This window comes from Pseudomonas lalkuanensis, assembly GCF_008807375.1.
GTDB lineage: Bacteria > Pseudomonadota > Gammaproteobacteria > Pseudomonadales > Pseudomonadaceae > Metapseudomonas > Metapseudomonas lalkuanensis.
The window spans coordinates 2,312,833-2,333,947 of record NZ_CP043311.1; the positions used below are offsets into that span (position 1 = coordinate 2,312,833).

At 63.4% G+C, this 21,115-nt stretch carries 22 protein-coding genes; 11 read left to right on the forward strand and 11 right to left on the reverse strand.

Annotated features, from left to right (window positions below; genetic code table 11):
- The first annotated feature begins 128 nt into the window (after positions 1 to 128).
- The 6 genes from FXN65_RS11010 to FXN65_RS11035 all read left to right on the forward strand — a co-directional run bounded on the left by FXN65_RS11010 (position 129) and on the right by FXN65_RS11035 (position 8,578).
- Positions 129 to 2,036, forward strand: coding sequence for a sigma-54-dependent Fis family transcriptional regulator (locus FXN65_RS11010; RefSeq protein ID WP_151133234.1), 1,908 nt, complete (start codon positions 129 to 131; stop codon positions 2,034 to 2,036).
- 154 nt (positions 2,037 to 2,190) lie between these two features.
- Positions 2,191 to 3,924 carry an ABC transporter ATP-binding protein gene (locus FXN65_RS11015; protein ID WP_151133235.1) on the forward strand — a complete coding sequence of 578 codons (1,734 nt, stop codon included), beginning with the start codon at positions 2,191 to 2,193 and terminating at the stop codon, positions 3,922 to 3,924.
- Positions 3,914 to 4,588 carry a subtilisin-like serine protease QhpE gene (qhpE, locus tag FXN65_RS11020; protein WP_151133236.1) on the forward strand — a complete coding sequence of 225 codons (675 nt, stop codon included), beginning with the start codon at positions 3,914 to 3,916 and terminating at the stop codon, positions 4,586 to 4,588. The genes FXN65_RS11015 and qhpE overlap by 11 nt, the downstream gene beginning before the upstream one ends.
- Positions 4,581 to 5,870, forward strand: a complete 1,290-nt coding sequence (gene qhpG / locus FXN65_RS11025) for a flavin-dependent monooxygenase QhpG (RefSeq protein WP_151133237.1) — start codon at positions 4,581 to 4,583, stop codon at positions 5,868 to 5,870. Before qhpE ends, qhpG begins: the two co-directional genes overlap by 8 nt.
- Positions 5,871 to 6,038: 168 nt before the next feature.
- The gene (locus FXN65_RS11030) at positions 6,039 to 7,460 is read left to right on the forward strand and encodes a sensor domain-containing diguanylate cyclase (RefSeq protein ID WP_151133238.1); all 1,422 of its coding nucleotides are present in this window, start codon (positions 6,039 to 6,041) and stop codon (positions 7,458 to 7,460) included.
- Positions 7,461 to 7,849: 389 nt separating this feature from the next.
- Complete coding sequence (locus FXN65_RS11035) at positions 7,850 to 8,578, forward strand: helix-turn-helix domain-containing protein (protein WP_394351290.1); 729 nt, start codon at positions 7,850 to 7,852, stop codon at positions 8,576 to 8,578.
- A gap of 139 nt (positions 8,579 to 8,717) precedes the next feature.
- Here the strand turns inward: FXN65_RS11035 and FXN65_RS11040 are convergent, their stop codons facing one another.
- From FXN65_RS11040 to FXN65_RS11055, 4 genes are all read right to left on the reverse strand, one after another.
- Complete coding sequence (locus tag FXN65_RS11040; RefSeq protein WP_151133240.1) at positions 8,718 to 10,013, reverse strand: NAD(P)/FAD-dependent oxidoreductase; 1,296 nt, start codon at positions 10,011 to 10,013, stop codon at positions 8,718 to 8,720.
- Positions 10,014 to 10,027: 14 nt separating this feature from the next.
- Positions 10,028 to 11,113 carry a polyamine ABC transporter substrate-binding protein gene (locus FXN65_RS11045; RefSeq protein ID WP_151133241.1) on the reverse strand — a complete coding sequence of 362 codons (1,086 nt, stop codon included), beginning with the start codon at positions 11,111 to 11,113 and terminating at the stop codon, positions 10,028 to 10,030.
- 43 nt (positions 11,114 to 11,156) lie between these two features.
- Positions 11,157 to 12,515 carry a glutamine synthetase family protein gene (locus FXN65_RS11050; protein WP_151133242.1) on the reverse strand — a complete coding sequence of 453 codons (1,359 nt, stop codon included), beginning with the start codon at positions 12,513 to 12,515 and terminating at the stop codon, positions 11,157 to 11,159.
- Between the two features lie 340 nt (positions 12,516 to 12,855).
- Complete coding sequence (locus FXN65_RS11055; protein WP_151133243.1) at positions 12,856 to 13,785, reverse strand: malate dehydrogenase; 930 nt, start codon at positions 13,783 to 13,785, stop codon at positions 12,856 to 12,858.
- A 546-nt stretch (positions 13,786 to 14,331) separates the two neighbouring features.
- Here FXN65_RS11055 and FXN65_RS11060 point away from each other — a divergent pair.
- Entirely contained in the window at positions 14,332 to 15,069 is a 738-nt protein-coding gene (locus tag FXN65_RS11060) for a S1 family peptidase (protein ID WP_151133244.1), read from the forward strand.
- A gap of 263 nt (positions 15,070 to 15,332) precedes the next feature.
- Complete coding sequence (locus FXN65_RS11065) at positions 15,333 to 15,479, forward strand: lmo0937 family membrane protein (protein ID WP_151133245.1); 147 nt, start codon at positions 15,333 to 15,335, stop codon at positions 15,477 to 15,479.
- A 51-nt stretch (positions 15,480 to 15,530) separates the two neighbouring features.
- Here FXN65_RS11065 and FXN65_RS11070 read toward each other — a convergent pair whose 3' ends face one another.
- Positions 15,531 to 15,938, reverse strand: coding sequence for a PRC-barrel domain-containing protein (locus tag FXN65_RS11070; RefSeq protein ID WP_151133246.1), 408 nt, complete (start codon positions 15,936 to 15,938; stop codon positions 15,531 to 15,533).
- 101 nt (positions 15,939 to 16,039) lie between these two features.
- Positions 16,040 to 16,216, reverse strand: a complete 177-nt coding sequence (locus tag FXN65_RS11075; protein WP_151133247.1) for a CsbD family protein — start codon at positions 16,214 to 16,216, stop codon at positions 16,040 to 16,042.
- Between the two features lie 455 nt (positions 16,217 to 16,671).
- Between FXN65_RS11075 and FXN65_RS11080 the strand changes: the two genes are divergently transcribed.
- Together FXN65_RS11080 and FXN65_RS11085 are read left to right on the forward strand one after the other, a co-directional pair.
- Entirely contained in the window at positions 16,672 to 17,007 is a 336-nt protein-coding gene (locus tag FXN65_RS11080; protein ID WP_151133248.1) for a DUF3509 domain-containing protein, read from the forward strand.
- A gap of 293 nt (positions 17,008 to 17,300) precedes the next feature.
- On the forward strand, positions 17,301 to 18,125 hold the full coding sequence (locus FXN65_RS11085) for a BON domain-containing protein (RefSeq protein ID WP_151133249.1): 825 nt from the start codon (positions 17,301 to 17,303) through the stop codon (positions 18,123 to 18,125).
- An 85-nt stretch (positions 18,126 to 18,210) separates the two neighbouring features.
- On the opposite strand, the gene FXN65_RS11090 is transcribed toward FXN65_RS11085, so the two are convergent.
- A complete protein-coding gene (locus FXN65_RS11090; protein WP_151133250.1) occupies positions 18,211 to 18,420 on the reverse strand; it encodes a hypothetical protein in 210 nt (69 codons plus the stop codon).
- A gap of 41 nt (positions 18,421 to 18,461) precedes the next feature.
- Positions 18,462 to 18,704 (reverse strand): hypothetical protein, encoded by a 243-nt coding sequence (locus FXN65_RS11095; protein WP_151133251.1) that lies wholly within the window; start codon positions 18,702 to 18,704, stop codon positions 18,462 to 18,464.
- A 284-nt stretch (positions 18,705 to 18,988) separates the two neighbouring features.
- Between FXN65_RS11095 and FXN65_RS11100 the strand changes: the two genes are divergently transcribed.
- Positions 18,989 to 19,714 (forward strand): Crp/Fnr family transcriptional regulator, encoded by a 726-nt coding sequence (locus tag FXN65_RS11100; RefSeq protein WP_151133252.1) that lies wholly within the window; start codon positions 18,989 to 18,991, stop codon positions 19,712 to 19,714.
- A 205-nt stretch (positions 19,715 to 19,919) separates the two neighbouring features.
- On the opposite strand, the gene FXN65_RS11105 is transcribed toward FXN65_RS11100, so the two are convergent.
- The 3 genes from FXN65_RS11105 to FXN65_RS11115 form a co-directional block, all read right to left on the reverse strand.
- Positions 19,920 to 20,156 carry a hypothetical protein gene (locus FXN65_RS11105; protein WP_151133253.1) on the reverse strand — a complete coding sequence of 79 codons (237 nt, stop codon included), beginning with the start codon at positions 20,154 to 20,156 and terminating at the stop codon, positions 19,920 to 19,922.
- Between the two features lie 42 nt (positions 20,157 to 20,198).
- Positions 20,199 to 20,414, reverse strand: coding sequence for a CsbD family protein (locus FXN65_RS11110; RefSeq protein WP_212632331.1), 216 nt, complete (start codon positions 20,412 to 20,414; stop codon positions 20,199 to 20,201).
- Positions 20,415 to 20,593: 179 nt separating this feature from the next.
- A complete protein-coding gene (locus tag FXN65_RS11115; protein ID WP_151133254.1) occupies positions 20,594 to 20,890 on the reverse strand; it encodes a hypothetical protein in 297 nt (98 codons plus the stop codon).
- Positions 20,891 to 21,115 lie beyond the last annotated feature (225 nt).

The following is a 21,115-nucleotide window of genomic DNA, read 5'->3' on the forward strand; positions in this document are numbered from 1 at the left end:
GAATGGCTTGATACCTGCTCCTTGCAGGGGAAAGGGCCCGCTCTTTACGGACGCGGGCCGGGGGTGTAGACATTCAAGGCGTGCGACTTGTCCGCCGGCCCATGCCGGGGCGCACGCTGGAGCGAGAGATGGCGCAAGACATTCGAATAAAAACCGCTGCCGATCCATTGCAAGAGTCGCGGGAGTTCCGCCTGAGGCTGGCCAGCGAGGGCGAACTGCCCCAGGGCGTGCTGCGCGAAGAGATCGATGCCTCATGGCGACGCAGCCTGGGCCACGGCCTCAACTGCCTGGAAGGCGACCAGGTGGGGCTGGAGCAGGGCCATGACCTGCAACTGCTGCTGGACAGCAACCGCCTGCTGATCGACGCCGCGACACCGGAGCTCGAATACCTGGTCAGCCAGCAGGGCAAGGGCGGGCTGATCATTCTCGGCGACGCCCAGGCCAACGTCCTGGCTATCGAAGGCCAGACCGAATTCCTCAAGACCTTCGGCCTGCGCGACCTCAAGCCTGGCAGTTGCTGGAGCGAATCCCTGCGCGGCACCAACGCCATCGGCACCGCGGTGGTGGAAGGGCGCCCGACGCTGATCAACTGCGGCGAGCATTACCTCGACCGCCTCAGCCCCTTTTCCTGTACCTCGGTACCGCTGCGTGACCCGCAGGGCCGCGTCGTGGGCGTGCTCGACCTGACCCGCGAAGGTGTCATGGCCCAACCCCAGGACAACCTCTCCACCCTGATGCTGGCGGCCGGCAACATCGAAAGCCGCATGTTCGGCCTCTGCTATCCCGACCATCTGGTGCTGGCCTTCCACAGTCGCCCGCAATACCTCGGCAGCGCCTGGCACGGCCTGCTGGCGCTGAGCCTTGATGGCGAGGTACTGGCCGCCAACGAACGCGCCTGCGACCTGTTGCAGATACGCCGTGAATCCCTGGTGGGACGGCGTTCCAGCGACCTGATCGGCGAGCGCTCGCCGCAGTTCATCGCGCGCCTGCTGCAGGGCGGCGTGAGCAGCGTGCAGACCGCCAAGGGCGAATTCTTCTTCCGCGCCCTGCAGGTGCCGCGCCATACCAGCATCGGCGGCACTGCACCGACTGCCAAGGCGCCCAACGCGCAGAAATCCCAGGTACTCGAAGAGCTGGCCGGCCGCGACAGCCGTTTCGCCCGCGCCCTGCGCATGGCCCGCCAGGGGCTGGCCAATGAGCTGCCGGTGCTGCTGCTGGGCGAGACCGGCACCGGCAAGGAAGTGGTGGCCCGCGCGCTGCATCAGTCCAGCCCGCGTGCCGACAAGCCCTTCGTGGCGGTGAACTGCGCCGCCATTCCCGAGGGCCTGATCGAATCCGAACTCTTTGGCTATCGCGAAGGCGCCTTCACCGGTTCGCGTCGGGGCGGCATGGTCGGCCGGCTGATGCAGGCCCACGGCGGCACCCTGTTCCTCGACGAGATCGGCGACATGCCGCTCAGCCTCCAGGCACGCCTGCTGCGTGTGCTGCAGGAGCGCAGGGTGGCGCCGCTGGGGGCCGGCGAAGAGCAGGACATCGATGTGGCGGTGATCTGCGCCACCCACCGCGACCTCAAGCGCCTGGTGCAGGACAAGCACTTCCGCGAAGACCTCTACTACCGCATCAACGGCGTCAGCCTGCGCCTGCCGGCCCTGCGCGAGCGGGACGACCTGGCCGGGATGATCGGCAGCGTGCTGCACAAGTTCGGCGCTACCAACGTCAGTCTCGACAAAGACCTCAGCGAGCTGCTGGCCGGCTACGACTGGCCGGGCAACATCCGTCAGCTGGAAATGGTCCTGCGCTCGGCCCTGGCCATGCGCGAAGAGGGTGAGACGGTGCTCGGCCTTGACCATCTCACCGACAGCCTGCTGGACGACCTGACCGCCAGTTGCCGCCAGCCGGGCAGCATCCGCGAGAACGAACTGGAACTGATCCGCGGCGCGCTGGACCGCCACCAGGGCAACGTCTCGGCCGCCGCCGACTCCCTGGGCATCAGCCGCGCGACGCTGTATCGCAAGTTGAAGCAACTCAGGGGATGAGGGGCTGTTGGAGCTCCCATGTAGTCACAACCCTTGTGGTAGCGAATTCATTCGCGATTCGGTCCATAGGCCCCGCAGGTGGACCGGGGACTGCGTTGCAGTCCTTCGCGAATGAATTCGCTGCCACATCAGCTAGCCGAAAATCCTGCATTCCATGACCCGCCTCTTCCTCAAACTGGTGGAAACCAGCGACCCCGACCTCCTGTGCCGAGCCCTTGCCTGGCTGTACAGCTTCGTCCGCCCGCAGCTGCGCGCCATCCTGGTGCTACTCGGCCTGTCCCTCGGCGCATCCCTGTTGGTGCTGGCCCAGCCCTGGCTGACCAAGACCCTGATCGACGACGGCCTGTTGGCCAGGGACTTCAGCAAGCTGGTGCAGGTGGCCATCGCGATGATCGCCGTCGGCATCCTCGGCACCGTCCTGTCCGGTATCAACCGCTACCTGCACACGCGGCTTTCCGGGCGCATCCTTTTCGCCCTGCGAGACGACCTCTATCGCCACCTGCAGCAACTCTCACCGGCCTTCTACGGCCGCAAGCGCCTCGGCGACATCCTGTCCCGGCTGGATGGCGACGTGGCGGAGATCCAACGCTTTGCCGTGGATTCGCTGTTCTCCGCCGTTTCCAGCGTCATCGGCCTGCTCGGCGCCGTGGCCCTCATGCTGCTGTTGTCCTGGCAACTGTCTCTGTTGCTGGCGCTGCTGATCCCCATCGAAGTGCTCTGGCTGCGCTGGATGCGACGCAAGGTGGAGCGGGAGGTGCGCAGCCTGCGCGAGCGGTCGGCGGATGTGTCGTCCTTCCTGGTGGAAACCCTGCCGGCGATGAAATTCATCCAGGCCGCCGGCCAGCAGAAGCGCGAGTCGCGACGCCTGGAAGGTCTGGGGCAGGGCTACATGAGCCAATTGCTGCGGGTGCAGGTCACCGAATTCTTCACCCACGCCGTGCCCGGCACGCTCACCTCCCTGTCCCGTGCCTGTGCCTTTCTCATCGGCGGTTACTGGGTCATCCAGGGCACCTGGCAACTGGGTGCGCTGATCGCCTTTTCCACCTACCTCGGCATGGCCGTGGGCCCGGTGCAGAGCCTGCTCGGCCTCTACGTCGCCCTGCAGCGGATGACCGTCAGCCTCGGCCGGGTGATGGAGCTGCAGCAGGAACCCGTGCCGGTACGTCAGCCCGAGTCGCCCAAACCCATGCCGGAGGGCAGGGGAGAGCTGCGCCTCGAGGGCGTGCACTTCGCCCATGAACAGCGTGCCGGCGCCATACTGCGCGGAGTGGATACGGTGATCCCCGCCGGCCTCAAGGTGGCCATCAGTGGCGCCTCCGGCGTCGGCAAGTCGACCCTCATCGACTTGCTGCAACGCTTCTATGACCCGGACCAGGGCCGTGTGCTGCTGGACGGCGCCGACCTGCGCGAGCTGGACCTGTTCGCCCTGCGCCGGCGCATCGCCGTGGTCAGCCAGGACATCGTCCTGTTCCGTGGCACCCTGGCCGAGAATCTTGCCTACAGCGCCCCGGATGCCAGTCGCGAGTCCCTGGAGCAAGTCGCTCGCCTGGCCCGGCTGGACAGCCTGATCGAATCCCTGCCAATGGGCCTGGACAGTCCCCTGGGCGAGCGCGGCCAGCAGCTTTCCGGCGGCCAGAGACAGCGCATCGCCATTGCCCGCGCCTTGCTGCAGGACCCGCTCATCCTTGTGCTGGACGAAGCCACCTCGGCAGTGGACGAAGCCACCGAGCGCGAGGTGATCGCCGCCATCGACCAACTTTTCTTCGGCCGCACCCGCATCCTGATCAGCCATCGGCCATCCACCCTGGCACAGGCCGACATCGCCTTCCGCCTGGAGCATGGGCAATTGAAACGCCTGGAACCGGAGCAGGTGAGCCATGGCCATTGAGCTCGCCATCGGCATCATCGACAGCGGCTTTGCACCTGGGCAGGGCGATCAGGTTGCGCTGGCCAGACGCTTCTGGCTGGACGCGGGTGAATTGCAGGAGGGTGACACCCAACTCGACGCCCTTGGCCACGGAAGCGTGGTGCTGGACACCCTGACCCGCGAGAGCGGCCCGGTCCGCCTCTGCGTCGCCCAGGTCTTCGGCGACCGCTGGCAAACCAGCCCGCTGCAGATCGCCGCCGCCTTGCACTGGCTGGTCGAGCAGGACGTTGCGCTGGTGAACATGAGCCTGGGCCTGCGCAATGACCGCCCGGTACTGCGCGAGGCCTGCGTACTGGCCCAGGCCTCCGGCATCCTGCTTTGCGCTTCCAGTCCGGCTCAGGGCGAGCCGGTATACCCAGCCGCTTACCCAGGCGTGATCCGCATCACCGGCGACGCCCGCTGCGCGCCGGGGCAATGGTCCTGGCTGAACAGCCCCCAGGCCGACTTCGGCGCCCATGTCGCCGCCGCCAATGGCGTGGCCGGCTCCAGCGTGGGCTGCGCGGCACTCTCGGGGATCATCGCGGGCTACCTGCAGTCACAGCCCGGCGCAAGCCGCGAGGCGGTGCTCCGCTGGCTGCGGGACGGTGCAGCCTTCATCGGCCCGGAGCGCCGTGGCCATGACTGACATCGTCGTGCTCGGCGCCGGTCCGGCCGGTGCGGGCGTGGCCCTGGGACTGAAGCGGCTTGGCTACCCCGTGCGGGTGGTCAGTGAATGGCGGCGTTTCGCAGCGGTGGAAGGCGTGTCCCAGCGGGTGCTGGACGGCCTGCGCCAGGCCGGCCTCCACCGTGCCCTGGCCTGCGCGGCTGCGCCGTCTCCCCGACGCGTGTTGTGGAATGGCGACGGCCAGTCCATCAACCAGGAATGCCTGCTGGACCGCCCCCGGTTCGACGCGGCCATCCGCGAAGACCTGCGCGAGGCCGGAATCGAAGTACTGGAAGCCCGCGTGCTCAAGGTGGAAGGCAGCGACGCCGGCCACCTGATCCAGCTCGACTCCCGCGAGCCGCTGCGCGCTGATTTCCTCGTCGAGGCCCGAGGCCGTTCGGCACCGCTCGCCGGGGGGCGACTGCGCGGGCCGGAAACCCTCAGCCTGCTCAACCAGTGGCAGGAAGCACCGGGCCATCCCGGCTCCGCAGTCGAGAGCCTGCCCGACGGCTGGGCCTGGATGGCGCGCCTGGCCGATGGCCGCTGCTATTGGCAGATCACCCAGGATGCCGGTGGCCTTCCGCCCAAGGATCAATTGCCGGATTACTGTGCCCGGCGTCGCGCTGAATCCGCGCTGGTGCGCGAACTGTTCGGCGACGCCGCACTGCAACCCGCCAGCCTCCATGCCCGCAGCAGCACGGCGATCCTCTTCCATGAAGCCAGCGGCCCGAGCTGGCTGCGGGTCGGGGATGCGGCGATGGCGGTGGACCCGCTCTCCGGCAACGGCATCTTCCAGTCCCTGTCCTCTGCGTTACAGGCGCCCGCCGTAATCAACACAATGCTGCAACGCCCAGATCGAGCTGAGTTGGCCCGACAATTCCACCAGCGCCGGGTAGAGCACCTCTTTCTGCGCTTCGCCCGCACTGGCCGGGATTTCTATGCCCTGGAACAGCGCTGGCCCGAGCAACCCTTCTGGTGCGACCGCCGCACCTGGCCGGATGCCGACCCCATGCACGCCCCGGCGGACTTCAGCCAGGTGAGGGTAGCGCGCGCACCGGTGATCCACGGCGAGCTGATCGAAGAAGTGGAGGTGGTTGTCACGGCCGACCAGCCCCTGGGTATCTGGCACCTGCAAGGCATCGAACTCGCGCCCATCATCACCGCGCTCAAACGAGGGGAGCTGAACCAGGCCCTGGCTGCGTTGCCCGAGCCGCAGCGCCGCACGGTCCAGGGCTGGCTCCTGTCCCAGGGCTACCGCCCCTGAAGGTTTTCTGCCAAGGGCAACAACGTTGCCCCCGGGAACCAGCAGAACGGTCCGTATTCCGCTGGGGGTGGCAGAGTGCAGCCCGTCGGTCTTCACTGATTGTAAATTGACACTACGACCATCAGTCGCGCTAAGTGTTGGAGTAGTCGGCAGTTTCCGGGAAATGCCATGAGTGAAGACCAGAAGAACGAACGCAGTATCTGGCACGTTTACCAAGGAAAGCTGGGCGCCCCCCTGACACTCGCGGTGCTCGTATTCGTCGGATGCCTGTTGGGCATCCTCAGCCGTCCGGAAAACCATCTCGCCTCGCTCTGGCTGGCCAACGCCACCATGGCCGGCTTCATGCTCAGGGTGCCCGCCTCGGTGAGCCCGCTTGGCTGGCTCCTTTCGACGCTGGCCTTTCTCGCCGCGGACCTGCTGACCGGTTCCGGGTTGTTCAAGGCGGGCATCCTCACCGTCGCGAACCTCATGGGCGTGGCGGCGACCTATACGGTCTACAAGCGCCTGTCCAAGGGGGCGATCGGTATCCGTCAGCCGATGTCGGTACTTCAGCTCGCCATCGCCTGCGCCTGTGGCGCTGCGGCATCAGGCCTGGTGGGGGCGGTCGCCAATCCGTTGCTGTTCGACGGCGGTGTGCTGATCGGTTTCATCTTCTGGTCCGTCACCGAGTTCGCCAACTACATCGGTATTCTGCCCGTCATCCTGAGCATGCCCGAACCCGCTGCGCGGGCCCGCAGGATAGTAATCAACAGCGCCGCACCGATCCGCTGGCGCGGCATGCTTCCGGTATTCGGGCTGTTCGTCTCCTGCATGGGGGCCATCGTCATCGGCGGTCCTGGCGCCATCGCATTTCCGGTACCCGCGCTGCTGTGGTGCGCGGTGACCTACTCGGTATTCGTCACCGCGCTCCTCACCCTGATGGCCAGCGCCTGGATGCTGATCAGCTTTTCCCACTCCCTCCCGTACGATGAGTCGCTGCTCATCTCCCTCCGGCTTGGCGTGTTCCTGATCGTCCCCGGTCCGATCATGCTGTCCAGCGTGATGCAGAGTAATAACAAGCTGCTGGTCACCCTCAAACAGATGGCGGCGCGGGATGGCCTGACCGGGGTGAGCAACCGCCTGGATTTCCTCGACAGGGCCCAGGAGCAACTGAACGCCGCCTCATCTTCCGTCGGGGTGATGATGATCGACCTGGACCACTTCAAGGAGATCAACGACACCCACGGCCACTCCGCCGGTGACGCCGTGTTGATAGCGGTCGCCGGGCGCATCCAGCGTTGCCTGCGCAGCAGTGATTTGCTGGGCCGCCTGGGTGGGGAGGAATTCGCGATCCTGATTCCGGACCGTTCCGCCGAAGAACTCATCGCCGTGGCCGAGCGCATACGGCACACAGTGGCGGATTCCACGGTCGGCCTGCCAAACCACAGGTCGATCCCGGTCACCATGAGCATCGGTCTTGTGGTGGTCGAGAATGGCAACGGGTTGAGTATCGAGCGCCTGCTGATCGAAGCCGACTCGGCCCTCTACAGGGCCAAGAGTGCCGGGCGCAACCGGGTTGTGCTTTCCGGTGCTCCTGAGCCAGTCAACTGAGGCTTCGGCAAGCGGCTGACTCGGAACCTGTTGGGGCGAACTCATTCGCAAGGGCAACGCAGTTGCCCCTCCAACGCACTGATGCAGAGACCCGGGATGGGTAAGCAGGAAAGCCATGCGGACTATCGGCCGATGGTTATCCCTTCTTATCGATAACTGGCCACGCGCTTCCCGACTTGCACGTGACTCATGGCGGTTGATAGCCTTCCGGGCCTAAGAAACCAGCAGGCCCGGGTATGGTGATCAGGGTTGTCGAGGCACAGGAAGTAGACCAGCAGCGGATAGCCATTCCTGGTTGGGAACAGCAATACACGCAGATGTCTGCTGGGCGATTCTCGGGGCGGATCCTGCACGCCGAGGTCGAGGGGATCGAGCTCTATGAGGAGCAGATGAACCTTCGCGTTGAGCAGGAGTTCCATGCTCCGCCCGGCGCCCTGGTCTTCAGCTTCGACATGTCGGAAAACACCCTTTACCTGCTCGATGGCGAGACCCGCAACGCCTGGGTCACGCCGGAGAACTACCGCGAGGTGGCGGTGGTGATCAAACAGGCGGGGCAGTGGGGCCAATCGCTCGATGGATTCGCTGACCTGGTGCTGACGCCGCTTCGATCCGACAACTGCAGGTCGGTCGCGGCCTCGCTCAGCAACATGCTCACCGGCGCGTCCGGCGGCCACCACCCTATGGATGCTCCCGGTGTCGCGCAGACCATCGTATCCGACTGTTTCTCCCTGCTCTGCGAGGCTCCGCTTGGCGATGTGCATCGCTCGCGCTCCATGGTCCAGGCCAAACGTGTCGTGCAGCGGGTCAAGGAAGTGGTGAACGATTGTCCCGAAGAGCACTTCGGGATGACCGAGCTGGCCGCGAAAGCCGGTGTTTCGCCGCGCAGCCTGCAGCAATCCTTCCTGCGTTACGCCGGCCTCCCGCCCATCGTCTGGCTCAGAAACCGTCGCCTGAACGCGGCTCGCCGCGACTTGCTGGGGGCCGCCGAGTCGGGCACGACCGTGGCCGAGGTGGCCATGAAATGGTCGTTCTGGCACCTGGGCCGCTTCTCCCAGTCCTACCACGCGCTCTTCGGCGAGTACCCCAAGACCACCGTCAAGCAGGGCGGCCGGACCTGATCGCGGACGCGGTCCGCTGCTGCAGATGCAGCCTTGGCGTGGACCGTAGGAGGGTGTGGAGCGAAGCGATACCCATCCATCGAGATCGCCGCAGGATGGGTATCGCCCAGGCTCCACCCATCCTGCAAGGGCCGATTTGTCAGCCCAGCAACTCCCGCACCCGATACCACGCCATGCCTAGCGCCAGCAGCGGGGAGCGCAGCAGCTTGCCGCCGGGGAAGGTGAGATGCGGCACCGCGCTGAACAGGTCCAGCCCCTTGCTTTGACCGCTATGGATGGCCTCCGCCAGCAGCTTGGCCGACCAGTGCGTCACGTTCAGTCCGTGGCCGGAATAGCCCTGGGCGAAGAACACGTTCGGATGCGCCTTGAGCCGTCCTACCTGCGGGAAGCGATTGGCGGTGATCCCGATCATGCCGCCCCACTGGTACTCGATCCGCACCCGCGCGAGCTGCGGGAATACCTTGAGCACCTTCGGCCGCATGTAGGCGCCGATGTCCTTCGGGTCCCGGCCGGAGTAATGGCAGGCGCCTCCGAAGAGCAGGCGCCGATCGGCGGTCAGGCGGTAGTAGTCCAGCCCCACCTTCTGGTCGCACAGCGCCAGGTTCTGCGGGATCAGCTGCGCCGCCAGTTCTTCGGACAACGGCTCGGTTGCGACCACATAGCTGCCGGCGGGCAGCACTTTGCCGGTCAGCCTGGGTTCCAGATCGTCCAGGTGCGCATTGCAGCCGAGCACCAGGTTATCCGCCAGCACGCGTCCCTGCGCACAGTGGACGATCGCGGTCTTGCCGTGCTCGATGCGCAGCACCGGGCTCTGCTCGAAGATCTGTGCGCCGAAGGCCTGGGCGGCGCGGGCTTCGCCCTTGACCAGGTCCAGCGGATGCAAGTGACCTGAGCCCATGTCGACCAGTCCACCGGCGTAGCAATCGCTGGCCACCACCTCACGCATCTGGCCGGGGCCTATCAGACGGGTCTGGTGCGGATAGCCCAGCGCATTCAGTTCCTCCTGCTCTTCGGCCATGGCGGCGAACTGGGCGGGGGTGTTGGCCAGCTCGCAGAAGCCCCAGCGCAGGTCGCAATCGATGTTCAGGTCGCGGATGCGCTCCGCGACCAGGGTCACCGAGTCGAGGCCCGCGCGCTCCAGGTAGCGGACCCCTTCCTCGCCCACGTACTTGGCGAAGCCACTGACATCGTGGCCGATGCCACGTATCAGTTGGCCACCGTTGCGTCCGCTGGCGCCCCAGCCTATGCGGCGCGCTTCCAGCAACACCACGGAGTGTCCACGCTGGGCCAGCTCCAGTGCAGTGTTGACGCCTGTGAGCCCACCGCCGACGACGCAAACGTCCGCGCGAACGTCCCCCGCGAGCGAGGGATACAGCTGTTTGTCTCGGGCGGTTGCGGCGTAGTAGGACGCAGCATGCTCCTCGGTGTGAGTCATGGCTCGTTCTCGATTCATTGGTTGAACTTGATCTTGCTCCAGCTGCGGGTCATCAGGCGCATGATCCTGGGCGGCGGCGCCTTGGCGATGTACAGCTTGTCGAGCACGGCCTGGCTCGGATAGACCTCGGGGTTGTTCTGCATCTCCGGGTCGAGCAGCGCCTTGGCGTCGGCGTTGGCGCTGGGGTAGCCGACGTACTCGCTGATGCCGGCGATCACCTTGGGCTCCAGGATGTAGTTGATGAACGTCAGCGCCTGCTCCGGGTTCTTCGCATCCGACGGGATGGCCATCAGGTCGAACCACAGGTTCGCGCCTTCCTTGGGAATGCTGTAGGCGATCTCGATGCCGTTCCCGGCTTCCTTGGCCCGCGCCGCTGCCTGGAACACGTCGCCGGAGTAGCCGAAGGCCACGCAGATGTCGCCGTTGGCCAGGTCCGAGATGTACTTCGAGGAGTGGAAGTAGGTGACGTAGGGGCGCACCGCCGCGAGCTTGGCCTCGGCCTTCGGGTAGTCGGCCGGGTTGGTGCTGTTGGGGTCCAGGCCCAGGTAGTTGAGCACCGAGGGGATCATCTCGTCGGGGGAGTCCATGAAGGCGACGCCGCACGCATGCAGCTTCTCGATGTTCTCCGGCTCGAACAACACCGACCAGGAGTCGATGCGGTCGATCCCCAGCACCTGCTTGACCTTCGCGACGTTGTAGCCGATGCCGTTGGTGCCCCACAGATACGGCACCGAATGGCGGTTACCCGGGTCGTTCTGCTCCAGCAGCTTGAGCAGCTTCGGGTCCAGGTGCTTCCAGTTCGGCAGCTTGCTGCGGTCGAGTTCGAGGAAGACCCCGGCCTGCACCTGGCGGGTGAGGAAGTGGTTGGACGGCACCACCACGTCGTAACCCGAACGGCCCGCGAGCAGCTTGCCTTCCAGGGTTTCGTTGGAGTCGAAGACGTCATAGATCGGCTTGATGCCGGTGGTTTTCTGGAACTCACCCAGGGTGTCGGGTGCAATGTAGTCGGTCCAGTTGTAGACGCTGATCGTCGGCTCAGCGTGGGCGGCCTGGGCCATCGTGGCCAGGGCAAAGGGCGCAAGGTAGCGCAGCAGTCTCATATCGACTCCCGTATTTTTGTTGTGATGGCGCTAAGGCGCCGGGCTAGACGCTCAGCAGCAGGAACTCGCGTTCCCAGGAACTGATCACCCGCTTGTAGTTCTCGTGTTCGGTGCGCTTCACGGCAACGTAGCCCTGCACGAACTTGCGGCCCAGGTACTCCCCGAGCACGTCGCAGTCCTCCATCTGGGCCAGCGCGTCCTCGATGGTGATCGGCAGGCGCAGGTTGCGTCGCTCGTAGCCACGCCCTTGCACCGGGGTGCTGGGGGCAACCTTCTCGACCATGCCCAGGTACCCGCAGAGCAGGCTGGCGGCCAGCGCGAGGTAGGGGTTGGCGTCTGCGCCGGGCAGGCGGTTCTCCACCCGCATCGCCTCGGGCGAGGAGGGCGGAACACGCAGCCCCACGGTGCGGTTTTCCTCTCCCCACTCGACGTTCACCGGAGCCGAGGTGTCCGGCAGGAAGCGACGGAAGGAGTTCACGTTCGGCGCGAACATCGGCAGCACCTTCGGAATGTACTTCTGCAGGCCGCCGATGAAGTGGAGGAACAGTTCGCTCTTGGAGCCATCCGCGTTGGCGAAGATGTTCTTGCCGGTGGCGACATCCAGGACGCTCTGGTGAATGTGCATCGCACTGCCCGGTTCATCGGTGATGGGCTTGGCCATGAAGGTCGCGCTCACGTCATGCTTGAGTGCGGCCTCGCGCATGGTGCGCTTGAACACGGTGATCTGGTCGGCCAGGCTCAGTGCGTCGCCGTGACGGAAGTTGATCTCCATCTGCGCCGGGCCGTCCTCATGGATCAGCGTGTCCAGGTCCAGCCCCTGCGCTTCGCACCAGTCGTAGACATCCTCGAACAGCGGGTCGAACTCGTTGGTGGCATCGATGGAGAAACTCTGGCGACCGCTCTCCGGGCGTCCCGATCGGCCCACGGGAGCTTCGAGGGGGAAGTCCGGGTCGCTGCTGCGCTTGGTCAGGTAGAACTCCATCTCCGGCGCCACGACCGGCCTCCAACCCTTGTCCGCATACAGTTTCAGGACGCGCTTGAGCACGTTGCGCGGCGACAGCTCGATCGGATTGCCGTACCTGTCGAAAGTGTCGTGGAAGACCATGGCGGTCGGTTCCAGCGCCCAGGGCACGAGGAAGATCGCGTCGGGGTCGGGGCGGCAGAACATGTCGATGTCGGCTTCGTCCAGCAGGTCGTAGTAGACGTCGTCGTCGACGAAATCGCCGGTGACCGTTTGCAGCAGGACGCTTTCCGGGAGTCGCATGCCGCCTTCGCCGAGGAACTTGTTGGTTGGGGAAATCTTCCCGCGGGCGATGCCGGTCAGGTCGCTGACCAGGCATTCGACTTCGGTGATTTTTTGTTGTTTCAGCCGTTGCTCCAGTTGCTCGGCGGGGGTGGTCATACAAGCCTCGGAAGGTTCATGGTTTCGGAATGAGAGCGTGCCAGCAGCATGCCGCTGCAAGGCCGCGGGGATAGTTTCGTTCGCAGGGACGAACCCGTTCTATCCACTTTCCGCACACATGACCGAGCCGTGTCGCAACGCCTCCCTTTTCCTTGTGGGGGCGAAATCATTTGCGTGGGGCAACGCAGTCGCCACAATTCCCCCGTCTGTTGTGAGAGCGACTTCAGTCGCGAAGAAGCCGCCCACAACGCCCAGTTGATGGCGTCCGCTTCCTCATGGGAGCCAAGCGGACTTTTAGCGTAGCGAGGACATTGTCCCCATTACCCTCATTTACCCCTGCTCACAAAGCATTCATTTCAGCAATATCACGTGCCACCTGATCTGCAGAGTGGTCGAACATCGCCTGCTCCTGCGCATCCAGAGGCAACTCGATCACCCGCACAAGCCCCTCCTCTGCCAGCACACAGGGGACGCCCATGGCAATACCTGTTCGCCCGTACTCGCCCTCGAGAATCGCGACCGTCGGCAAAATGCGGTTTCGCCCATTGGCGATAGCATCCACCATCTGTGCGATTGCCACGCCCGGCGCATCGCAGGCGCTCCCCAGCTTCTTCAAGCCCAGAATCTCGCCGCCACCCTGACGTGTGCGCTCCACAATCCGCTCAATCTGCTGACTGGACAGGAAGTGAGACAGCGGCACCGAACCGACCGCACAGTAGCGCATCAGCGGCACCATGCTATCGCCATGCCCTCCCAGCACCAGCGCCGTGATATCCCGAGCAGAAAACCCTGTCTCCTCGGCAATGAAACACTTCATGCGCGCTGTATCCAGCACCCCCGCCTGCCCGAACACCTTGTCGCGTCCCAGTCCACTGAGGGACCAGGCCCGATAGGTCAGCACATCGACCGGGTTCGACACCACCAACACCGTCGCTGCCGGAGCATGATGATTAATGTCCCGCATGATGCCGTCGAGAATTGGCAGATTGATGCTCAATACATCCTGACGCGACTGACCAGGCTTGCGGGGCACACCTGCCGTAATCACCACCAGGTCGGAATCCTGGAGCAATTCGGCATTGGACCCGCCCTGAACCCGGGTGTCAGAACCTGACTCAACTGCCGCCTGCCAGACATCCAGCGCCTTGCCCTGTGCCAATTCACCCTGCACATCAATCATCATCAGCTCACGACAGAACTCTTCCCGGGCGATGATCTGAGCCGCCGCCTCACCCACCATGCCGACACCCACAATTGATAGCTTGTTCACCTCACACCTCCGCGCGGTGCGCGTCATTTGCAACACGCCCACCTCTGCAGAGAAGTATTAACCGCCAATGCAAAAAGGCCACCCGAAGGTGGCCGATGCCGTCGCTAGTGGCCTGTCCCGGCCCCGGGACATCTGCCCAGCCGGTTGCTGCCATTGGGAGGCCGGCAGCCTCCTGCCAAAAGCCGCCCTGTGACGCCTGACAACGATCGACCGATAGCACACCATGACACGCTGCCAGCGACATCCATCATGTGCACTGGAGTCATGCCATTTTTCCACCTCGCCTCATATCGTGTCTCTGCCGCAGCATGCACACCTGAGCCGCTTGCCCAGCGGTCCGGGACAGACCAGGCTCCGGACGCTCACTCCCGTCCATTTGTCGACTGACTGAAGCTGTTAGTCGTAGTCAACCGCCTCGACTAGGCGGATGCTTGTGAGAGACGCACTAGTTTCCCGTGCCACACGGACCCTATCGATCAATGGTCAAGTCGCGGAAGGGCACCGCTGGTCAGGGTTGCCGGGACGCGAGTTGATGGAGCCTGCGCAATGTCGGTAATCGAGCCACTGCTGCTGAGCACCGTGCGCATTTGTACCTATGCAGGGCCACGCCTGCTGACCAATGCCAGCGGTTTCTTTTTCGCGCGTGACGAGCGCCTGTTCCTGGTCACCAGCCGGCATGTGATGGTGGATGCGTCGGGCCGGCATTTCCCTGATCGGCTCGAAATCGAGCTGCACACCGATCGGCACAACATGGCGCGTTCCTGTGGTTTTTCCGTGCCGCTGTATCGTGACGGCAAGAGCCTATGGCGCCAAGGGCGGGATACGGCGGGTGGCGTCGACGTCGCGCTGATCGAACTGGAGCGTGCGGCATTGCCGAGTGCGGTGGTTTACCACGCTTTCACACCAGGGCACCTGCAGGCTCCCAGCGACCTGATCGAGGTCGGCACCGCCCTGTTGGTGGTGGGATTTCCCCTGGGTTTCCACGACCACCTGCATCACATGCCGGTGGTGCGGCATGCCATTGTTGCCTCTTCGTTCGGCCTGCGTTTCCAGGGGCAGGGCTATTTCCTCACCGACGCGCGCACGCACCGCGGCACAAGCGGCGCGCCGGTGGTGATGCGGATGCCGAATGATTGCAGGAACTCGGTGGATCTGCCCTGGATCTTGCTCGGCGTCCATTCGGCGCGCCTCGATCTGGGTAATCGCGACCTTGTGCAAGACGAAGCGCTGGGACTCAATTGCACCTGGTACGCCGACATCCTCATGACCCTGAGTGCGGACTGAGGAATGCAGTCGATGCCGTCGGTGGTCTCATGTTCTGGTATTCGCGGCTCGTCGGGGGGGCGCAAGGAGGAGCTGCCCGGCCATGCATCTTGCCGTAGCAGTCCTTCACCGCCGATCAATGCGACTTTCAGGGGGGGGGCCAGGGTCTGGATGAAACGGGCGAACAGGTTCCCTTCAGTGCGATGCCGTACAGACCGGTCGTTCAGACCGGATGCAACCTGTAAGCCGTCAGGTCATTGCCGCAGTGCCGAAGGAGGCCCCGGATGTTCGAAACTCTCGTGATCGTATTGCTGGCCTCGTGGGCATTGGGAGTGGTCACGTCCTATTACCTGGGCGGGCTCATCCATGTCCTCCTGTTCCTGGCGATTGCGCTGGTCGTTTTCCGAAACAGGCGGGGGCGGCGCGCGTGAGGCGCAGTAACTCGTGCCAGGAAAGGCCCCCTTCGCGAGGGCACATTTCGTTCACGCCCAACCGGTGCTGCCATAAAAACGATTGACCTCCCTTTGCCAGCGCTGGTCGGCCATGTCGGGCCAGTGGTTCTTGTCGAACCCCGGTGCCTCCTTCAGTCGACTCCTTTCAACATCGAGCATGAAGCGCCCGAGCCTGGTATCCAGCGTCAACGCTCTCCAGGGTACGGCATAGAGCCTTTCGCCAAGGCTGAAGAACGTCGTGCAGAACAGCACTGCGTAGAGGACTCGGCCGCTGCGTATATCCAGCATGATTTCCCTGATTACCCCGAGGTCATCGCCGTCGAGGTTATAGACATCTTTACCGATGAGTCCGTCCGTGGCCATGAGTTCAGGTCCTCTTCGAGTCGCCAGCCCGACTTCATGGTCTTCGTTTTTGGCGTCGTTTACAGGACGGGTCATGGCTGCCTCCAGTCGCAATGGGGTAAGCGTTCCCCTTTCTCTGGTGTGCCTCGGTTCGGGGCGATGGCAGTTCTCGAGTGGGGACCACGCGAGAAGCCAGGTCAAGGCTCTTTCCTGTTGTCGTCCTTCAGGTCTCCAATTCCCGCCTGGATGTCTCCAGCGGCCTGTTGTGCCTTACCTTCTTTTTCCGGTCGTTGGCTGCCGAAAAGCCTGTCCGCAGCATGTTTGAGCTGACAGGCCCACTGATCGACCTTTTCCTTGAACTGGACTTTGTTCATGCGTGCGCTCCCTCGGCATCGAGAGACGCGATGCCCTTCAGATGCCCGGCTCGCCTTAGATTGTGGAAACCGGAGATATGACTGTGTTGGCCATCGGACGGTCTGTCTGTGCGTCAGCGCACAGAGAATGGTCGATCAGTCAATGTCCAGTGCGCTGCCTTCCGCGAGTGCTCCGTTCGGTAGCGTACAGAGACATTCCAGGAGTGAGTTCAATCTGGCCGAATGCGCAGTGCCGTGCTCACCGCAGTTGAGCACTGGCGAACGGATCAGCCCTGCCAGAAGCCCTCGAACTGTTGCCGCTCTCCGGGCGATGGGGCATCGGGGCGGGCCAATGTGGCGATAGCTGGCAATTGGATCGGGCGTCTCCGGGGAAGGTTTGAGCATTCCCGCTCATCCGGGGGTAGCACGCTCAGGCTTCTCTCCACGGGCGCCCTGCTCGGGCGCAAGGGGGACAGATGAATCTCACTTCAGTTCTTTTATCGGATGCTTTCCCAGGCTACGCGGTGTCGTTGACGTCACGCCCCGACAGGAGGGTGCTGATGACGCTAATGCGATTGGAAGCATGCGCCATTAGCAAGGTCATCGATGCCGAGGCACTGTCCAACCCGGCGATGGCCGCGAAGGTGATCTGGCAGGTCAAGCGCGACCTGAAACTGAAGGAAGGTGGCCTGAAATGGCACACGCCGGATGATCATTGGATCAGCCTTGAACTACCCACCTACCACGATAACCCCCTGTGGCAGCGTGTGATCAAGACCCGTACGGGACGACGCCACAGCAGGCTCATCTGATGATTGCGCTGCCATCCATGATGAGGTCAATCAATCTCCTGATGCTCGCGGCGACCTCCGGCGGCGCGTGCATATATGGCGCGATGGATTGCCATCATCTGGTTCAGGTATGCGGAGCAGTGATTCTCGGCAGGTAAGCGCGATAGCGCACCGACACGGAGTTTTGCTGGCTGCGACAGTGCAGGCCCTACGACTGACCTTTGCCTTCAATATGAGTAGGCGGCCGAATCCAGCTGACCAGTCGTACCGGGTTCCCGATTCGTTTGAGTCCCTTTGCCGAATGGTGAAACCAGATGCACGCACAATTCCGCAAGCTGATCCTCGCAGTCAGCATCGCCGTGGCGCTGGGCAAGGTGACCGCCGCGGAGTTGCAGAGCTACACCGACACTCGCCAGGAAACCCAGGTCTGGACGACTTATGCATTGAGTCCCGATCTGCGGGCCAACGATCTCAAGGTATTGGTAAGAAACGGAAAGGCCACCCTGAGCGGCACCGTCGCGGATGAGGTCCACAAGGAACTGGCCACAGACATCGCGCTGGCTGTCAGCGGAGTCGACTCGGTGGACAACCAGATAGTGGTCAAGTCCGACTACGTCCCGCCGGAGCCGAAGCCGGGTAGGGACCGGAGCTACGGGACCATGGTCGACGATGCCGTGATCACCGCCGCGATCAGGTCGAAGCTGCGGTGGAGCAAACAGGCCAATGGCATGACCACGAGCGTCAGGACCCGCTCGGGCAGGGTAACGCTGACCGGCAATGCCGATAGCCAGGCGGACAAGGAGATTGCGGGTCGCCTGGCCTCGAACACCGACGGTGTGTTGGTGGTGGACAATCAACTCGTGGTCGATGCCTTGAAGCCGGCGCCTGTCGAGGGCGCCAAGGGTGCCATGGAGCAGGCGCGGGATGATGTCGCCGATAGCTGGATCACGACCAGGGTGAAGTCCACTTTAATGTCGTCGAACAACATCAGCGGTTCCGCTATCTCTGTGAGCACCAACGGCGGCATCGTTACCCTGAGTGGTCTCGTCGCCAGTGGTGTCGAGCGAGACTTGGCGATCGAACTGGCGCAGAACGTGCGTGGTGTGAAGAGCGTCCGCTCAAGCGAACTTCGCTATTGATGCGACGGCCTCGCGCCGGGCCTGCCATTGACTCCGATCATAAAAAAGCCCGCACGGGCGGGCTGTGGAAGCGTGGCCTCGGCAGCTATGGGTCAGCCATAAGGTCCACAATGGCCTCGCTGATGAAATCGGCGTCGGCCTCCAAGGTTGTCAGGTGCCGGCGGGCCGGATCTGAGGTGTCCGGAGAGCCGCGTTGGTCGATCCAGATCGCCAATTCCACAAGCGTGGCACCCGGCATGGTCCGGTTCATGTGGATGCGATGGATAGGTCGCGGGAGAGCGTCAGGTTCGGTCATGTTGTCCCTGCTGCGGCACCCGTGGTGGGCGCTGTCGTCGATCAGCACTCCGGCGAACTGAACACCGGCGCATCGCGAGCGTCGAAGCCCAGGATCTTGCTCAGCGCACGTTCGGCCGCGGTGACCGCTTCCGAGTGGCGAGCAAAGGTGATGCCGTCATAGACCAGGTGAAAGTGCAGTTCTGTATCCTGGCTGCGTGGTTTGACCGCGACGAATGCCAGGGCATGGTCACCATTCATCTGTGCCTGGCTCCATGCGACGTGCCCGGGGAAGTCTCGTTTCATGATGTCCTCGGCCTGAGCGTGATGATGGTTAGAATTCGACTATCTACCCACTGACGCGCAATTGCTTGCCTTTATTGGTAAACCGGACCAAGGGTTACCGCTAGCCAGCCGCTTCAAGGGCCAGGGCTCTGGACCGGTGAGGAAATGGGTACTCAGGCGTCCTGCACCAGCACGAGTGACATCGATCGAACTGCCTTTCCGGCGATTGGAGACTAGCGGCTCCGGTGGCCTATCGTTACTAGAGGGAGGCCTTTTCCAGGCCGTCTCGTCCACGGGTGGCACTCATGCCCGATACGCCCTCGCCCTTGCATAATTACTTGCTGGCCGCCTTGCCCGAGGAGGTCCAGCAGCGCCTGATCCCGCAGCTCGAACTGGTGCCGATGCCCCTTGGCAAGGTTCTGTACGAGTCGGGGGACACCTTGCGACACGTCTATTTCCCCACCGACTCAATCGTTTCCCTGCTCTATGTGATGGAGAACGGCGCTTCGGCGGAAATCTCGGTGGTCGGTAATGAAGGGCTTATCGGCCTGGCAGTGTTCATGGGCGGCGAAAGTACACCCAGCCGAGCCATAGTACAGAGCGCCGGCCACGCCTACCGGTTGCAAGGGGTGCGGTTGACCGCCGAGGTCAATCGCCATGGTGAACTGCTGCAGCTGTTGCTGCGTTATACCCAGGCGCTGATCACGCAGATGGCGCAAACCGCGGTTTGCAACCGGCACCATTCGATCGACCAGCAGTTGTGTCGTTGGCTGTTGCTGTCGCTGGATCGCCTGCCGGGCAACCATCTGAAAATGACCCAGGAGCTGATTGCCAACATGCTCGGAGTACGCCGTGAGGGGGTCACCGATGCCGCTGGCAAATTGCAGAAGCTCGGCGTGATCGAATACAACCGCGGACACATTACGGTGCTTGACCGTCCCAGGCTCGAGGAGCTGAGTTGCGAGTGCTATGCCGTGGTCAAGAAGGAGACGGACCGTCTTCTGCCCTATGCGGCGTCGATCAGGCGCTAGCCAGCGGCTTCAGCTCTAGGTGGGTGGCCAGTCCAGGCAAGGCCGGCCGTTTCTGCCTGAGTGGGCCGCAGGGCGAGTGCAGCAGGACGGCGGACTTCCGGGCGCGGGTGGCTCACTTCGCGGGTAGCGACGCCTGTCTGCCCGCGCAAATGGGCAGGACGTCAGCATGGATACAGGCAAGGCAGAGAGGGGAGGAATTCGCGGTTCAGTCTATCCGGCACGAATTCTGGAGCTTTGCGTTGTTGGCCCTGGCCAGCCAGGTGACGCTTTGCAGGCTGATCAGGTCCTCGCCATTGGCGTACAGGCTGTCGTAGCGCTTCTGGCTGGAAGTCGAAATGGGCACATTGAAGACGGTGGCGGTATCGTCTGGAGGGCTCTCGCGCCGGGTGATCCGGATGATGTTACCGGAGCTTCTCGAAACGACGAAGTATGCACTAATCATGGGGCTCTCCCTTACTGGGCCTGACCCAGGCTGTATTCGCAGTTACAGGGTGCGGCTTCTTTCGAAAAAGCTGATGACTTGTTTTTCAGCCTCCTCATGGGTCATCTCGTAGCGTTCCTGGATCAGGTTCGCCAGCTTCTGCGCATCTCCTTCAGAGCTGATCAGTTCGGCTACGGTCAGTTCATCCCAGACGATCCTGGCGGTACCCACCAGCTCTCGCCATTTGCTCTTGATAATGTCTGCAAGCACTCTGCTCATGGTTTGGCCTTGGTCATTGGATGGCGTTGCTCGCGGACTGGCGAGCACTCATCGAAGACAGCATGGCAGCGAGCAAGCAATCGGTCGGTGCGCCATCGCGCTTAGGGCTGCAAGAGTTCATGGTTAGTGACAGGAAACGGCAGACAGTCGCTGGTGAGAACCGAACTACGTTCAGAGGATCAGCGCTTGGGAGTCTCGGCAGGGTCACGGCCGGTGAGTTCATCATCGCAGCGAGGGGTGACAGAGTGGTCGAAGGACGGGGGCTCCTGCGTTTCTTGTCGTTGAGGCGCACCGCTGACGGCCTTGTCCCTGGTCTGTCGTTCCAGCAGTAGCGCGCATCTTTTCTTGATGATCGTGTCGACTTTGCTGAGGAAGTGATAGAGGGCGCGTGTTCGTTGACTCCGCGTGAGACTGTCCGGTTTCTGCGCAGTGCTGTCAGAAGTGTCTGCAGTGTGGCTATCGGCTTCGTCTGTCATGGCGGTTCCTTGCAGGGCACCCGGGAATGTGTGCTGCAAGCAGGGTGTCAGGGGCGCAGCTCGCAGTCGGTGCGTTGGCACACTTAGCCATCTGTGGGCTGACGCACCGAACTGGCCCATGCGAACCTGCCATGCTGCACAGGATGCACTGCATATCGCAGTGCCCTCATCCCCGAGGGGGATATGCACACTCACATGGGTCCCAACCTGCGCCGCAAGCTTCGC

Excerpts from the sequence above, each read along its gene's own strand:
- FXN65_RS11090 (WP_151133250.1), bottom strand. The coding sequence starts at position 18,420 with ATGACCGAACCTGACGCTCTCCCGCGACCTATCCATCGCATCCACATG.
- FXN65_RS11030 (WP_151133238.1), top strand. The coding sequence starts at position 6,039 with ATGAGTGAAGACCAGAAGAACGAACGCAGTATCTGGCACGTTTACCAA.
- FXN65_RS11070 (WP_151133246.1), bottom strand. The coding sequence starts at position 15,938 with ATGACCCGTCCTGTAAACGACGCCAAAAACGAAGACCATGAAGTCGGG.
- FXN65_RS11035 (WP_394351290.1), top strand. The coding sequence starts at position 7,850 with ATGAACCTTCGCGTTGAGCAGGAGTTCCATGCTCCGCCCGGCGCCCTG.
- FXN65_RS11110 (WP_212632331.1), bottom strand. The coding sequence starts at position 20,414 with ATGAGCAGAGTGCTTGCAGACATTATCAAGAGCAAATGGCGAGAGCTG.
- FXN65_RS11060 (WP_151133244.1), top strand. The coding sequence starts at position 14,332 with ATGTCGGTAATCGAGCCACTGCTGCTGAGCACCGTGCGCATTTGTACC.
- FXN65_RS11080 (WP_151133248.1), top strand. The coding sequence starts at position 16,672 with ATGAATCTCACTTCAGTTCTTTTATCGGATGCTTTCCCAGGCTACGCG.
- FXN65_RS11115 (WP_151133254.1), bottom strand. The coding sequence starts at position 20,890 with ATGACAGACGAAGCCGATAGCCACACTGCAGACACTTCTGACAGCACT.
- FXN65_RS11095 (WP_151133251.1), bottom strand. The coding sequence starts at position 18,704 with ATGAAACGAGACTTCCCCGGGCACGTCGCATGGAGCCAGGCACAGATG.
- FXN65_RS11065 (WP_151133245.1), top strand. The coding sequence starts at position 15,333 with ATGTTCGAAACTCTCGTGATCGTATTGCTGGCCTCGTGGGCATTGGGA.
- FXN65_RS11075 (WP_151133247.1), bottom strand. The coding sequence starts at position 16,216 with ATGAACAAAGTCCAGTTCAAGGAAAAGGTCGATCAGTGGGCCTGTCAG.
- FXN65_RS11085 (WP_151133249.1), top strand. The coding sequence starts at position 17,301 with ATGCACGCACAATTCCGCAAGCTGATCCTCGCAGTCAGCATCGCCGTG.
- FXN65_RS11105 (WP_151133253.1), bottom strand. The coding sequence starts at position 20,156 with ATGATTAGTGCATACTTCGTCGTTTCGAGAAGCTCCGGTAACATCATC.
- FXN65_RS11010 (WP_151133234.1), top strand. The coding sequence starts at position 129 with ATGGCGCAAGACATTCGAATAAAAACCGCTGCCGATCCATTGCAAGAG.
- FXN65_RS11100 (WP_151133252.1), top strand. The coding sequence starts at position 18,989 with ATGCCCGATACGCCCTCGCCCTTGCATAATTACTTGCTGGCCGCCTTG.
- FXN65_RS11045 (WP_151133241.1), bottom strand. The coding sequence starts at position 11,113 with ATGAGACTGCTGCGCTACCTTGCGCCCTTTGCCCTGGCCACGATGGCC.
- qhpE (WP_151133236.1), top strand. The coding sequence starts at position 3,914 with ATGGCCATTGAGCTCGCCATCGGCATCATCGACAGCGGCTTTGCACCT.
- FXN65_RS11015 (WP_151133235.1), top strand. The coding sequence starts at position 2,191 with ATGACCCGCCTCTTCCTCAAACTGGTGGAAACCAGCGACCCCGACCTC.
- FXN65_RS11050 (WP_151133242.1), bottom strand. The coding sequence starts at position 12,515 with ATGACCACCCCCGCCGAGCAACTGGAGCAACGGCTGAAACAACAAAAA.
- FXN65_RS11040 (WP_151133240.1), bottom strand. The coding sequence starts at position 10,013 with ATGACTCACACCGAGGAGCATGCTGCGTCCTACTACGCCGCAACCGCC.
- qhpG (WP_151133237.1), top strand. The coding sequence starts at position 4,581 with ATGACTGACATCGTCGTGCTCGGCGCCGGTCCGGCCGGTGCGGGCGTG.